General features: G+C 46.3%; 13 protein-coding genes. 5 read left to right on the plus strand and 8 right to left on the minus strand.

Annotated features, from left to right (window positions below):
• Positions 1-2 precede the first annotated feature (2 nt).
• The 4 genes from cbiT to ACEW9J_RS20460 all read right to left on the minus strand — a co-directional run bounded on the left by cbiT (position 3) and on the right by ACEW9J_RS20460 (position 6,647).
• Entirely contained in the window at positions 3-605 is a 603-nt protein-coding gene (gene cbiT / locus ACEW9J_RS20445; protein ID WP_373546946.1) for a precorrin-6Y C5,15-methyltransferase subunit CbiT, read from the minus strand.
• A 256-nt stretch (positions 606-861) separates the two neighbouring features.
• Positions 862-2,331: an aminotransferase class I/II-fold pyridoxal phosphate-dependent enzyme gene (locus tag ACEW9J_RS20450; protein WP_373546933.1), complete on the minus strand. Its 1,470-nt coding sequence runs from the start codon at positions 2,329-2,331 to the stop codon at positions 862-864.
• Between the two features lie 224 nt (positions 2,332-2,555).
• A complete protein-coding gene (locus tag ACEW9J_RS20455) occupies positions 2,556-5,879 on the minus strand; it encodes a phycobilisome rod-core linker polypeptide (RefSeq protein WP_373546934.1) in 3,324 nt (1,107 codons plus the stop codon).
• A gap of 369 nt (positions 5,880-6,248) precedes the next feature.
• Positions 6,249-6,647, minus strand: a complete 399-nt coding sequence (locus ACEW9J_RS20460) for a cupin domain-containing protein (RefSeq protein ID WP_373546935.1) — start codon at positions 6,645-6,647, stop codon at positions 6,249-6,251.
• A 12-nt stretch (positions 6,648-6,659) separates the two neighbouring features.
• Here ACEW9J_RS20460 and ACEW9J_RS20465 point away from each other — a divergent pair, with 12 nt between their 5' ends.
• The 4 genes from ACEW9J_RS20465 to ACEW9J_RS20480 are packed head-to-tail and all read left to right on the plus strand — an operon-like array spanning position 6,660 to position 9,111.
• Positions 6,660-6,947, plus strand: a complete 288-nt coding sequence (locus ACEW9J_RS20465; RefSeq protein ID WP_373546936.1) for a hypothetical protein — start codon at positions 6,660-6,662, stop codon at positions 6,945-6,947.
• A complete protein-coding gene (locus ACEW9J_RS20470; RefSeq protein ID WP_373546937.1) occupies positions 6,925-7,545 on the plus strand; it encodes a CDP-alcohol phosphatidyltransferase family protein in 621 nt (206 codons plus the stop codon). Before ACEW9J_RS20465 ends, ACEW9J_RS20470 begins: the two co-directional genes overlap by 23 nt.
• Positions 7,523-8,467: a phosphatidate cytidylyltransferase gene (locus tag ACEW9J_RS20475; protein WP_373546938.1), complete on the plus strand. Its 945-nt coding sequence runs from the start codon at positions 7,523-7,525 to the stop codon at positions 8,465-8,467. The genes ACEW9J_RS20470 and ACEW9J_RS20475 overlap by 23 nt, the downstream gene beginning before the upstream one ends.
• Positions 8,464-9,111: a lysophospholipid acyltransferase family protein gene (locus tag ACEW9J_RS20480; RefSeq protein ID WP_373546939.1), complete on the plus strand. Its 648-nt coding sequence runs from the start codon at positions 8,464-8,466 to the stop codon at positions 9,109-9,111. The genes ACEW9J_RS20475 and ACEW9J_RS20480 overlap by 4 nt, the downstream gene beginning before the upstream one ends.
• 144 nt (positions 9,112-9,255) lie before the next feature.
• Here ACEW9J_RS20480 and ACEW9J_RS20485 read toward each other — a convergent pair whose 3' ends face one another.
• From ACEW9J_RS20485 to ACEW9J_RS20500, 4 genes are all read right to left on the minus strand, one after another.
• The gene (locus ACEW9J_RS20485) at positions 9,256-9,990 is read right to left on the minus strand and encodes a L,D-transpeptidase (protein ID WP_373546940.1); all 735 of its coding nucleotides are present in this window, start codon (positions 9,988-9,990) and stop codon (positions 9,256-9,258) included.
• A 199-nt stretch (positions 9,991-10,189) separates the two neighbouring features.
• Positions 10,190-11,449 carry a HEAT repeat domain-containing protein gene (locus tag ACEW9J_RS20490; protein WP_373546941.1) on the minus strand — a complete coding sequence of 420 codons (1,260 nt, stop codon included), beginning with the start codon at positions 11,447-11,449 and terminating at the stop codon, positions 10,190-10,192.
• 377 nt (positions 11,450-11,826) lie between these two features.
• The gene (mraY, locus tag ACEW9J_RS20495) at positions 11,827-12,915 is read right to left on the minus strand and encodes a phospho-N-acetylmuramoyl-pentapeptide-transferase (protein ID WP_373546942.1); all 1,089 of its coding nucleotides are present in this window, start codon (positions 12,913-12,915) and stop codon (positions 11,827-11,829) included.
• 82 nt (positions 12,916-12,997) lie between these two features.
• Positions 12,998-13,276, minus strand: a complete 279-nt coding sequence (locus ACEW9J_RS20500; RefSeq protein WP_373546943.1) for a DUF3134 domain-containing protein — start codon at positions 13,274-13,276, stop codon at positions 12,998-13,000.
• 93 nt (positions 13,277-13,369) lie between these two features.
• Between ACEW9J_RS20500 and ACEW9J_RS20505 the strand changes: the two genes are divergently transcribed.
• Complete coding sequence (locus ACEW9J_RS20505) at positions 13,370-13,963, plus strand: PAP/fibrillin family protein (protein WP_373546944.1); 594 nt, start codon at positions 13,370-13,372, stop codon at positions 13,961-13,963.
• The last annotated feature ends 212 nt before the right edge of the window (positions 13,964-14,175 follow it).

Below are 14,175 nucleotides of genomic sequence, written 5' to 3' on the forward strand. Positions count from 1 at the left end.
ATCTAAGCTAACTTTTCTGCGCTGAGAATAAACAGAGGATCGACAGCAGCGAGACGACGACTATTACCTCTAGTTTCTAATCGATTGACAGCGGCTTGAACGACTTCCACATTGCGTGCTTGCAAGTGAGTAAAACTTTCGGACACTTCATAGAGAGCTTCTAGACTAGCTGCTGTCACGACGATTCGCCCTGTTGATGGTAGATATTCCCAAGCTTGTTGCAAAATAGGTTTAATCGATCTGCCACCTTCAATACATACTCGCTGCGGTACTGTCGAAATTTGCTTGAGACATTCTGGCGCAGTGCCGATCGCGATTTGGACATTCTTGACTTCAAATCGATCGCAATTGAGTCGAATTAGATTTGCTACTTCTTCATCGCGCTCGATCGCGACAATTTGTCCTTGAGGGCATAGTAACCCAATTTCTACCGGAATTGTCCCAGTTCCTGCACCAATATCCCACACGACGGAATTTGCCTCCAATCTCAATGCCGAAATCAGCAGTAACCTAATCTCGCGCTGACTCATCGGAATCCCTGGCAATCGCTCAAATAATTCATCGGGAATGCCTGGGGAGACGTATTTCCACAGTTTGGACATAATTCTTGGGATGTTTGGGGAGTGCTGCTACCTAAAGATATCTACAAAGATTGCAGTCTATTTACTCACATCTTACACCAGTCCACAGATCGACAGATTTTTGACGAGTCTCGATCGAGCGATGTGCGATCGCTTTTTCGTTCAAATACTTCCTTCTCACCTAAAAATCGACATCCACCAGCTACACTGTATCTACGACAGGCTAACGCCAACAGTGCGAGGCATTCACGATCTAAATTTGTCATGGAGCAGCAAGTAGCTAATAATCCACGATTTTAATCATCTTTAAATCTGGATCGCTACAGCCAATGAGATCGCCACCAAAATTGAGCACCTGTCGCAAGTAATCTAGAGCATCACTAGTAATGATTTCACCAGGTATTAAGACTGGAATTCCAGGTGGGTAGGGACAGATTGATTCAGCACTAATTTTACCAACTGCGTCATCGATCGATACGCTCAGATGACACAATCGATCTGCTTGACGAGGCGTAATTGTCAACTCAGTTAAGATTTGTGGTAGCTCGATCGATCGTAATTCCAAACATTTATCCCGAACATGATTTGTAGATAATTTCTCAAAGGCTGCAACTAGTCGATCGATATCTGCGGATGTATTTCCCAGGCTAATAATAAATGTCAAATGTCGCATTGATGGTAATTCGGCAACAATACCCAATTGGTAAGTCAAAATTTCATCGGCGGCAAATCCGGTGAGGTTTAAACCTGTCACTGTCACTGTCAAGCGAGTTGGATCGACATATTTACAACCAGGAGTCGGAGCTAATTCAACTACTGAAAGTCGATCGATCTGTGCGATCTTTGCCCTAGCTGTGCTAGCTAATTCGATCGTTCGAGACATCAACTCTTCACCAGATAATGCCATTTGTTGCCGAGCAGCATCGAGAGAGGCGAGTAGCAAATAACTAGGGCTAGTTGATTGAAGTAATCTCAAAGCTCGACTGATGCGATCGCGATCGATCCGGCTACTATGGACATGGAGCATCGATGATTGGGTCAACGCACCCAATAATTTGTGCGTCGATTGGACTGTTAAATCTGCGCCCAGACTCAATGCGGCGGGAGGTAAATCGGCATGAAACCCAAAATGCGCTCCATGAGCCTCATCCACCAAGAGTGGCAGATCGTAACTGTGGACGATCTCGGCAATGGCAGCAAGGTCGCCACATGCGCCGTAATAAGTGGGATAGACGACCATCACAGCCTTGGCATCGGGATGCTGCTCTAGAGCGAATTTAACTGACTCTGGAGTGATGCTGTGAGCGATATCCAACTCTCGATCGTATTCTGGAGCGATAAAAATCGGCACAGCACCAGCATGGATCAGTCCAGCAATAGCTGAGGAGTGCATATTGCGGGGCAAAATAATCTTGTCACCTTCGCCACAAGTAGCCAGAATCGCGGCAATTACTCCTGCTGTGGAACCATTGACTAGAAACCATGTCTGCTGTGCGCCAAATACTTCTGCGGCTAGTGCTTGGGCTGATTCAATGATGCCGGATGGGGCGTGGAGATTGTCCAATCCTGGCAACTCTGGCAAATCCCAACCAAAAACATCGGCACCCCAATGATTTGTTAGTAGTGGGTTCATGCCAATACCACGCTTGTGTCCTGGGGTGTAGAAAGGTGCATGAGTCTTTGATACCCACTCCTGAAGTGCATCTATAATTGGGGTTTGAGAGTGATTGAGAGCGTATGTTGACATCATAGTCTGTAGATAACGTTAATTTGGGTTGAACTATAGCACTCCTAAATGATTTATAAGATTTTGTTTTCGCTCGAGGATGTGAATAGGAGCAATTTACGCATTAAAAAAGGATAAGTAAGAAATTAATCTCACCTATCCTGAATCCAATTTATCGTTCGCGGAGCGTCGGATTGCCGAATCGCTGAGGATGATTTCACCCAGTCCTCAGACTAAAAACTAGAGATTTAGTTAGCTGCGGACAGAGAAGGAAAACGATGGTAAGGAACTACATTTTCACCAAAATAGCTGGCATATTCCACACTATTGACGATCGCATTGACTACTGCAACAAAGCCTTGCTCGGCGATAACCCGATGATAATCGGCGATCTCAGCTTGGTTTAATGGTGCGCGACCTAACAGGTGACGACATAAAAATTCGATCGCTTTATTATTTGGATACGGGGTGTAGAACCGATCGATATAAGCTTCCGAGCTAGCTACAGTAGCAACAAACTTCCGCGTGGAGATTTCACCAGTGCAAAGTTTGTGCTCTAAGTCCAGACGGCGGAACTGTGCGGGAATTTGACCGTTACTGATATCCATCACTTGGATGTACAGAGCTGCGATCGCTAGTGTAGCTTCTGCTTGGCTCGTACTCGCATCGATCCGAAAAATTCGGGCTGAATCGCGGGCGATATTGGCGGCTGTAGCCACGGTAGCCTCACCCATATTCCCACTAGAGGAACGACCCAATGACACCAGCTCAGGCTCCTTCTGACGGGCAGCAGCCGCAGCATTATCGGCGATCGCTTTACCAGTCATCGGGAGTTTTGCCATATCCATCCGTGGTTTGATGGTATCAAAGCTCGGTACGACAACTTGCTTATCCTGTTTGGTGAGCTTGTTGTACAGGGTTTGAGTATTGGGATAGTTGGCGGCTGGAAGCGTCAGGAAACGGTTGTAGGGGACTACATCTTCGCCAAACACCTGGGAATACTCGGCACCGTTAACCATTGCGCCGATGAAGGCTTTAATCCCCGCTGTCGCGAGGATTTGGTTATATTTACGGATTTCGGCTTGATCTAGGGGCGCACGTCCGAGGAAGTGTTTGGTACCTAGTTCGATTACTTTGGTGTTGGGATATGGAGTGTAGAACTCTTTGAGGTACAAGCTAGAGCAGCCGAGTCCTTCGATGAACTCTTTGAGGTTGATTTCGGAGTTACCGAGTTTACTTTCGAGGGCGCGGAATTCGTTTGCCACGATATAGGGTTCCATGTCCCGCTCGAAGACTTGACGATAAGCCGCCCGAATGACGGTTTTGAGCTGGGTTTTATCGCTAGCTAGGGTAAGCTTGAAAGTTTTGGTTTGTTCGCGTTTCTTGGTGACACCTTGATTGACGCGGAATTCGATGTCGGGTTGCGAACGGTTGTTTACGACCGCACCGAGTTCGACGAAGCGAGGTGTAGCTTCCGATTGAGCTTGAGTGAGGATACCAACTCCAGTATCGCCGATACTACCGACGCGGAGATTCTGACCGCTGACACCTGCGGGGGTGAGGTAGCGAGTGTAGGGCACCATGTCCTCGTTGAAGCTCTCACTGTATTCAGTCGAATCAATCATCGCATCGACGATCGCATAGAAACCTTTTTTCGCCGCGAGATCGAAGTATTTATTCATCTCCTGACGACCGTAAGTCGGACGACCGAGTAGGCGACGGTGCATGAATTCGATCGCTTTGGTTACATAGAGTTTCGTCCAGTAGGTATTGCGGAATAGGTCGGATTTGGCTAAGTTGCGAACGAATTCACGGACGGAAATGTCACCGTTTTCGAGTTTGATTTCCTGGACTTTGAGCCGTTGACCCTCAAATACCTCTCGTCCCATCACTTGCAGGTAAATTGCTTTGATTACTGCCTGGGTAGAACCTTCGGTGAATGAAGTACTGCGACCTTGACTGGATTTGGATTTCTTGCCAATCCCTGTAAATCCAGGTAATTGATCCAGCTTGAAGGTTTTAGCTCCCAACGTCCCAGGTGTAATTCCCCGCGCCCCAGGATTACTGTTTTGGTTATTGATTCCTGGCCCCTGGGCGATCAGAATTCGACGGGTATTCTTGCTAAATGGTGCTGGTGAACTGCTAGGATTGCGAGTTTCTTTCGGGAAGATCGCCCCGAACTGAATTTCGAGCGGATCGTTGCCCGAACCGTAGACGTGTTGGTCTGGTAATGGCTGCTCGTATGCCGCAAAGGTGGTGATGAATTGCGGAATCTTGCGGAATGGTGCGCTGTAGTTGAATAAGTCCTGTTGCGGCCCCCAATTACGACACTCTTGCGCTTCTTGACCCAAACCTCGGATGTAAGGCACGGTTTCTTCACCGAAGTAGTCAGAGTACTCGTTGGAGTCTACTAGGGCATCTACCAGCCCACTCAACCCCTTAGCAGAGACGATACTGAAGTACTTCTGCACTTCTTCACGCGAGGAAGGCCCCCGACCGAGAATGTGCTTGAACGCGAGTTCTAGTGCCCGACTATTAATGTATGGTTGGAAGAAGTTTTTCTGATACAGGGGCGACTTTGCCAAGCGGCGGACGAATTCCTTCATCGAGATTTCGCCGTTTTTGACTTTCGATTCCAAATCGGAAACTGATAGGCTGTAGGCGCGAGTGATGTCGCGTTCAAAGATTTGGCGATAAGCCGCTTTGATGACATCAATTTTTTCAACTCCCGACAAGCCTGGTTTCATCGCGTACTTGACACGACGTTCGGCGGCGGCGTTGTAAATCTGTGGTAGTTCTAGTCCCTGTTGGTCGTCGGAGTTCCGCTGGCGCAATTTATTGGCTGGTGCAGATGCTTTGAACTCACCAATCATTACTTCAAAGTACTGAGTAACGATCTCTAGAGCTTCTTTATCATTGGTAAAATAACCAATCGAGCCAGCCCGCATTTCTTGCAGTGCGACGATGGTTGCTGGTACCGAGCAAGCCTTCTGGATGATTTCTCTCAATCCCCGCACGTTCACCGTGATAATGTTGGGATCTCCAGCGACGATCGCATAAGTCACATAACGCAGGAACCAACTCATGTCCCTCAGAGATTTCTGCATATTTGCAGGACCGTACTGGGAGATATTAATCGGTTGGAAACCTGGGGGAATCTCACCAGAACCACTGGTTGTAAATAGGGAAGCTACATTGGCAAAAAAGCTACTTTTCGGCTCGACAAAGGTAACAGTCCCTAGTGTAGATTCAGTTTGTTTCGTGCCACTGGCAAAGGTTCTGGCTACTTTAGGTTCCGCTATGACTACTTGCTTTTCCAAAAATGACATCGGCGAACCACCAGTAAAAATCCGGTTAGCCGCACGAGAGACGATCAATTCAGAATTATCGCTGATAATCTTCGCGATTTGAATCCGTTTAGCTCCAGATTGAAAGTAGCTATTGAGTTCGCTCAGTTCGCCCATCGCGGGGAACCGATCCTGCTGTTCAGCTTGCGAAATGGTCGCAACTGGTAGTGTTTGATATAAATTTGGGCGGGATAAAGAGCCGCCACCACTTGCCTTAACACTCATTAGATCCTAAATCTCCCAACCGAATATTTTTTTTACTGTGTTAAGCCTAGTCGAGTTGAAGCCAAGGCTTTGCGCCTGCTCGCGTGAGGATGTTTTCGGGCGATTCCCAAACGCATCGTCTACCTCTATGGCAAGACCACTCACTTAACTCGATCGAAGTTTGAATAATCAGGGCTGTTGAGATATCTAGTCTCATTTTCCCTGGAGCTGAAAATTGTCACTAGCAAAACTAGGACAGCTTTCAGATTAGAACGTTTCGCTCGTCTGTAGCCTGTTTATGAAGAAGTATGTAGCAATCAAACTATAAATTTGGTATGTCAAAGATCGTAGGGGATTGGGAGCCAAATATTAAAAAAAAGATAAGTTTTGTTACAAGGGCGCAGGGGTTAAGGATGAGAGATTGATTCGTTGAAAGTCAGTGATGAGTTCATACCCAGCAGTAGCTGGTGATACGACTGAGATAAAAATCAATGGCTCATCACCGTCGTTGAATACTCCATGTACAGAGCCAATCGGTGCGACAACTACATCCCCCATCACGATCGATGTTGTAGTACCCAGTCGATCGAGATAATATTTTCCTTGCCCAGCTAGGATCGTCCAAGTGTCTTGACCCTGTGGATGTTGATGTGCGGCAATTTCCTGCTGGGGCTGGATGTACCAAACGACAACAACGGCATCAGGGGATTCTGTAATCACCGAACGGATTGGTTCGCCATCACTCGATCGAACAAATTGAGAACTATTAAATACCCGAATTGAATTCATTTTTGGTAGTTTGTGGGTGAATGCTTATCTGGCTTCCCATTCTCCAGCAGCTACCCAAATATTGCTGTCAAGTGGAATACTCAATCTCCCATCGAGCCAGTTGAGAAACTGTCTATTTTCACTCTCGATCGATATTTATCCAGCTTAATATTTGCATATCGCTCCCAACAGCCGCTGAGAGATCGGGATACTCTCTCCAAAAGCTCCGACTGGGATGTCTGTCTCCCACCAGAGGCTATTTGGAGCGAGCGTTATTTTGTAAATACAAGTAAATTTTATGCCGACTATCTATCAGCTTAAACCAGCATCTCAAAACTTACTCAGACCGATCGTGCCGTGGCTGGCAAAAATTGGCATAACACCAAACCAAGTGACGATCTTCACCACTTGTCTGGGGATTGGATCCGGTAGCTTGGTGCTTTGGGACAACTCGTTGTTGATACTAGTACCGCCGCTGATGCTGGTGCGGGTGACGCTAAATGTCATTGATGGAATGCTAGCGCGCGAACATCAGATGAAATCAACATTAGGGGCGGTTCTAAATGAATTAGCCGACGTAGTTTTTGATGCGGCGATTTATCTCCCATTCGGATTGTTACCTGGTGTCTCTGGTTACTTGGTCGCAATTCTAGTTGTGTTGTCGATAATTAGTGAGATGACTGGAGTTTTGGGGCTGACAGTTGGTAGCGAGCGACAGTATGATGGCCCGATGTATAAGACCGATCGCGGGGTGATGTTTAGCATAATTGCCGTACTTTTTGTGTTGGAAGTTTTCCCTAATCCTTGGCTAGACTTTGTGTGGATCGGCTTAATTGGCTTATCAGTTTTGACGATAGTTAACCGGATTAATAGTATTTTGGTAGGAACTAAAAAAGATGATATTATCGATTCCATCTAATTATGTTCTGTGGTCGCTGGGGGCGATCGCTATCGCTCTATTACTGGCTACTTTAGCTGTTTATCTCGTCCCAGCCTATCGGCAGATCGAGCTTCAGCAACGGATGATTTCTTGGTGTTGGATTGTTGCTTTATTTGCTACAGTTTTGATTGTAAATCGCTCGATCGCGATATTTTTACTCGGCTGCTTGAGCTTTTTGGCATTCAAAGAGTATATCTCTTTAATTCCTACCCGCTTATCCGATCGTCGCGTATTATTTTGGGCGTATTTAGCGATTGCTATTCAATACTATTGGATCTCCATTCACTGGTATGTAATGTTTCTGATTTTTATACCTATTTATGCGTTCCTATTCTTACCGATGCGGATGGTAATTGCGGGTGAAACTCAGGGTTTTCTCAAGGCGATCGGTACCATCCACTGGGGGCTAATGTTAACAGTTTTTAGCTTGGGACATTTAGCTTATTTGTTGATGTTACCCAATCGCGGTAATCCGATCGCGGGTAGTGCAGGATTGATTTTATACTTGGTATTTATTACTGAAATAAATGATATCGGGCAATATATTTGGGGTAAATCTTTCGGTCGTCATCCAGTAACACCGACAGTCAGTCCGAATAAAACCTGGGAAGGGCTATTGGGCGGGATATTGACGACTACTAGTTTAGCAGTGGCGATCGCACCTTGGTTGACTCCATTTGACTGGATTCATGCTCTAGGAATTGGGGTGATAATTAGCTGTGCTGGTTTTATTGGAGATGTGACTATTTCCGCGCTCAAGCGAGATTTGGGAGTTAAAGATAGCGGGAGTTCGATCCCTGGACATGGTGGTATTCTCGATCGCCTAGATAGTCTAACTTATACTGCACCGATATTTTTTCACTTCACTGTTTATTTCTATTTTCAAGGAATACTGATTTGAATCAGCTACTGCGACTACTATTTTTTGCAACGATAGTACGTCTGGTAGTGCTGTTGGTAATTGGCTTACGAATTATCGAGGTCGGGAGATTACCAAGAGTAGGCCCAGCAATTATCTGTGCCAATCACAATAGCCATCTCGATACGATGGTACTAATGACGATGTTTCCCTTACGATTGCTAGCTAGATTGCGCCCTGTAGCAGCCGCCGAATACTTTTTAAAAAATCCGATGCTCGAATGGTTTGCACTCCAGATTATCGGGATTATCGCCATTGAGCGTCACAAATCTAGCTGTACCGAACATCCCCTCGCTAAATGCTCGGAAGCATTGGAGCGAGGAGAGATTTTGATTATTTATCCAGAAGGTTCTAGAGGTGAGCCAGAATCGATCGCGAGTTTTCAGAGTGGGATCGCACATCTGGCAAAACGTCATCCAGACGTGCCAATTTATCCAGTGTTTCTCTATGGACTAGGAAAGGTTTTACCAAAAGGCGATCCAATTTTAGTGCCATTTTTTTGTGATGTGGCGATCGGGGAACCGCTATTTTGGAGTGGTAGCAAGAAAATCTTTATGGATTTACTCGATCTTCAAATGCAAGAGTTATCGACCCTAGTAAATATTACTGACTCAAATATTAATTAACATCGTTAATTAGTCAAAATCCCTGGAACAATATGCGACTAGATTATATCTAGTTAAGTAGATAAGTTGAGTATCTGGATTTCATTTAAGTAGAATAAAAATCAAGGGACGGAATTTAAATTCCGCCCCCTTTTTTTGGATATTCTATTCGTTAACTACTTTAACTGTAGTCCCGACTTTGACTAGCGGGAATAGTGCTTTGACATCTCTATTTAGCATCCGTACACAGCCATGTGATGCCGCTGTACCGATCGATTTAATATTAGGTGTACCGTGAAAACCAATCACATCTCGACCATCAGTCCAAAAGCCAATCCAGCGCGATCCGAGGGGATTTTTGACACCTGCGGGAAAAACTTCTCCAGTTTTAAAACTCGTCCAAGCTGGATTTCTGATTTTTTCCATTACCTGCCATTCGCCTATTGGAGTTTCCCAGCCTCTTTTACCGATCGCGACTGGGTAACGCTTGAGTAGCTTCTCACCCTTGTAGACATACACTCGCTTTTCTTTGAGTTTGAGTACGAGGTTGACAATATTTTCTACGGGCGGTTGACTGGTTGCAGCTACAGCAGGTTTGGCGGCGGGGGCTGCTGCTGGTACTGGACTAGTCGTCCCGCTCGATTTACTGGGAATGGAGGTACTCGTTCCGCTGGGTGGTGATGCTGGAGCGTCTAGTTTTGGCGGTGTTGGTGACTGTGGATCGCTACTTTTTTGGACTGGTTCTGACTTAGTTGGCGGTTCCAATGCTACCGATGTCTGAGATCGATCGCCACTGTGCCCAGGAGCTGTCGCTGCACAAAGTTTCGTTGGAATTGATGCTAGCAAGGTTGTTAGCAATAATCCAGTACTGAGTATTAAAGAAGTTGAGAATCGAGACATTATTAAACTCTAGTAATCCAGCAATTGTTAAAGTTATTTTACTCACAGCTCGCACCAGTATAAAAACATTATTAGTCAGCGTAGATCCAGGGTACCCATCAAGGGCACCCCACAGGTTAATGGTGTAGGAGTGCCCTTAGATCTATGCTTTTACTAGTCTTGATGTATTGAGACAATTGGTTAGCGATCGAGCATCACTTCACCGCTCGGCTGAGTGCAAAATTTCTGGTGGTAGGGTTGGGGATAATTTAGCTATAGCTGTCATGGCATGTAGCCTAACTCGATCGTCTGGATCGCCGCACAGCTTTACTAGAACTGGGACGGTATCGATGTTACCCAAGTTCCCCAGTGCGGCGGCAATTTCTTGTCTGACGATCGCTGGAGCCAGATTGGCAGCAACACAGGAGTGTAAGTAAGCAACAAGCCGTTGACTGGCATAAGTACGCTCTCGTTCTGTCTTGCTGATACTACTGATAATTTCTGGAGCTAGATCTGGCTCTGTAACTGCTATGGCGATCGAGCTATCGATCGCGGCTCTAGAACCAATCCAGCCCAAGGCGAGGATGACTGAGGATCGCAAGTCATTGGTAGTGTGTGGGGATGTCAATAGTTCGTTCAGTACAACTACTACTCTCGGATCTGCCAATCTTGCGAAACCTAGTGCTGTGGCTTTGCACACAGCCAGATCGAGATCGAATAATAAAGGGCGGAGATGCCGGAGTAGATCTAATTCAGTCGCCAGATCGCCACGGAGACTGAGCGCGATTACTGCTGCTGTGCGGACGCTAGCCGCCACGTCGGTTAGTCTTGTCAGTAGTAGCGGTACGATCTGCGGATCGTGAAAACTGCCTAGTGCTTCGACGACGAGGGCGCGAATCTGTGGATCTGCGTCGTCAATGACCTGGATTAATGGTTCGATCGTCTGTGAGTGACGAATTTGAGCCAGAATAGTGACGGCGATCCGGCGATCCGCTGGGGAAGAGGCAATGGGTGTAGTTAAGATTTCGGTCAGAGCGGCGATCGTGGGGACACCGATTTTAGTCAATGCACCGATCGCGATCGCGGTTAATTCTGGATCTTCATCTTGGTGGATGAGTTCTACTAGTGCTGTCACTACTTGGGGGCGCGCAAATCCCCCTAAAATTCGCGCTCCAAACCACCGATTTTCTAAATCGATATCGTCATCATTAACTAGATCTAACAGCGGTTGGATGGCGATTTCGCCCAGTTTGGGGATAATTTTGGCAATCTCCCATTGTTGTTCAAAATCACCTTCGATCAGTACTTGTAAGGCTAATTCTAAGACTCGATCGTTGCGATCGAGCTGTGCGAGGGACAAGTTTTGGAGGGTGTCAATGACGATCGACCAATTCCCGCTGTTTGCTGCGGTGCTGGCGCGGTCGATCGTCACTTGGTTGAAATCATGGGATGACATGATGGGTAGTGTATTTAACGTCATTTCGGGGTGGCTCTTGGCTAAGTGCTGGTACTTAGTGATTCGGTAGCCTAAGAGAATTTGTGGGTTGCGGGTTTATTTAGTGTGGGCAGAACCCGGATCTGGGGGTTCCGACCCCCAGACCCCCCGTTGAGAGGCGGAACGCCGCCCCTCAAACTCCCCTGCGTATGAATGGCTGGTGCGCTAGCGACTCGCTAAACCGTCGGGGAACCCGACGGTTTAGCGAGTCAAGACAGCTTGGAGCGGCATTCGCTCCATTTTAGATTTTACTCCCGTACCACTGAAGAAATAGACATTTGTGATTCACACTTCGGCTACGCATTGCCTCCGGCAGGCTTCGCCAACAGTGCAAGCCATCCACCATCCACCATCCACTTGGGTTATTTACTTGCAAAAGCAATGAGTACTAAGAATACTTCGATCGCGTAAAACACTCCCACGACCTGAGTTTCTGTCCAACCACTCAATTCTAGATGATGGTGAATCGGTGCCATTTTAAATAACCGCTTACCTTTGCCGTCAGCATCTTTAGTAGCTTTGTAATAACCTACTTGGAGGATTACTGATAAGGATTCTACGGCAAAAATACCACTCAGAATAAATAACACCCAGAGGTTTTCGGTGAGAATTCCGACAGCACCGAGCGCACCACCCAGGGCGAGGGAGCCAGTATCGCCCATGAAGACTTTAGCTTTGTTGCGGTTGTGGACGACAAAGCCGAGATAGCTGCCACTCAAACAAATACAGAAGATTGCCAGTTGTGGTTCTTTGGGGAGGATGATTGTGGCTAAACCTGCCAGCGCGATCGCACCTGTACCACCAGCCAAGCCGTCTACGCCATCGGTAAGATTGGTAGCATTGCTCTCAGCAAGTAGGGTGAATACTGCTAGTCCCCAAAATAGGAATCCTAGCGGTAGAACTATGCCCAAGGGTAAATGAACATTGGTAATTGCCGCCCTCCGACTATAGAAAGCCCATCCACAAAAGGCGATCGCGATCGCTGCTTGTAATAGTAATTTACCTTTGGGCGTCAGACCTTCATTTTTGCGGTTGCTCAAACTTTTCCAGTCATCGACACCACCGATCGCCAAATAGCCCAAACTCGTGATGGCTACGGCGATCGCATCGGGATTAAATTGCGCCCAGACTATGCCCAGGAGTGTCCCGACAGGTACGACAAATACTCCCCCCATCGTGGGAGTTCCAGCTTTTTTTAGGTGAGCTTGAGGGCCATCTTCACGAATGAATTGACCCATTTTCAACTGTTTGAGCAGCGGAATTGCTTGATAACCGATCGCCGCGACTAGTGCTGTAGACACTAAAAATGGCAATAGTAATGATGTCGTCAGACTCCTACCCTGCTGCCAGTCTAGCCACAATACCGCTCCAGTCAGTACAGTCCCTAGTAAAATTAATAATCCAGTTCCCGTAGGATTCAAACCCCGTACAGATGCTGATTTGCCCTCCATCTATTCCCTCCGAGGTAATTTCGTCACTAATCGATCGCTAACATTATCAGATTAATCAGGGCAATTGTCAGCAAAAATCTGTCTAGATTTCGTCTACATCATCAGCATCGTCACTCTCTTCTTCTTCTTGATAGGCACGATCGTCTTCAAACAATTCTTCGTCCAAATTGGATCGATCCAGTGCTGAGACTGCGGGATCGCGTTCATCTCGATCGATCAGCCGCCCTTGTGATTCGAGCCATTCTAAAATTGAAGTATTTCTTTGTACGGCGATGACGGGTGCGGGTTCGTAGCGGGGTTGTTGCTTCAGAGCTGGATTGACAAATGTATCAAGGAGATCGAGGTCGAGGGAATCGGTCATGGTGAGTAGATGAGCTTTAAGTTCTCATAGTTTATCATTTTAAAGAGTGGGAACAATCGATTTCAGCTCCAATCCAGCAATGCCTAAATTTTTATGCCCAAAGCCAAATTACTTGCAGCCATCGCTGGAAAAAATCGCGGTATACTAGCCACTGCTACCGATCGACAGGCAATACTGGCCGCAATTACCGAATTAGAGTTCCACAATCCTCATCCCCGACCTTTGACAACAGCGATCGATTTACTCGCTGGTGATTGGCGATTACTTTATACTAGCAGTCAAAGTTTACTCGGTATCGATAAGTTTCCACTAGTGAAACTCGGTACTATTTATCAGTGTGTTCGCCCGACTAATAATGCGATTTATAATATCGCTGAAGTCCCCAGTTTAGTGCCAGGATTGACTGGAATCGTAGCGGTCGTTGCTACCTTTACCGCCGTCAATGAATCTAGAGTAAATGTGCAATTTAATCGATCGCTGATCGGGCTACAAAGTCTCATCGATTATTCAACTCCCGATCGATTGATTACTGCCATCGAAAATGGTCAGAAATTTACGGCGATCGATCTACCGATTAATCGCAAAGAAGATAAAGCACCTGCTTGGCTCGAAGTTACTTATCTCGATGAGACACTCCGCATCGGTAGAGGTAATGAAGGAAGTGTATTTGTATTAGATAAAGGGTGAACAGTTGACAGTTGACAGCGAATAGATCTTGCAGTCGTCTTCTGCCGTAAGCGCAAAGCGTAGCGTCTCGCAGAGAGAGTTGAGCGAGATAAGACACGCCAATTATCAATTATCAATTATCAATTATCAATTATCAATTATCAATTATCAATTATCAATTATCAATTATCAATTATCAATTATCAATTATCAATTATCAATTATCAATTATC

Origin of the sequence: Chamaesiphon sp. (assembly GCF_041737865.1) — a bacterium.
Taxonomy (GTDB): Bacteria; Cyanobacteriota; Cyanobacteriia; order Cyanobacteriales; family Chamaesiphonaceae; genus Chamaesiphon.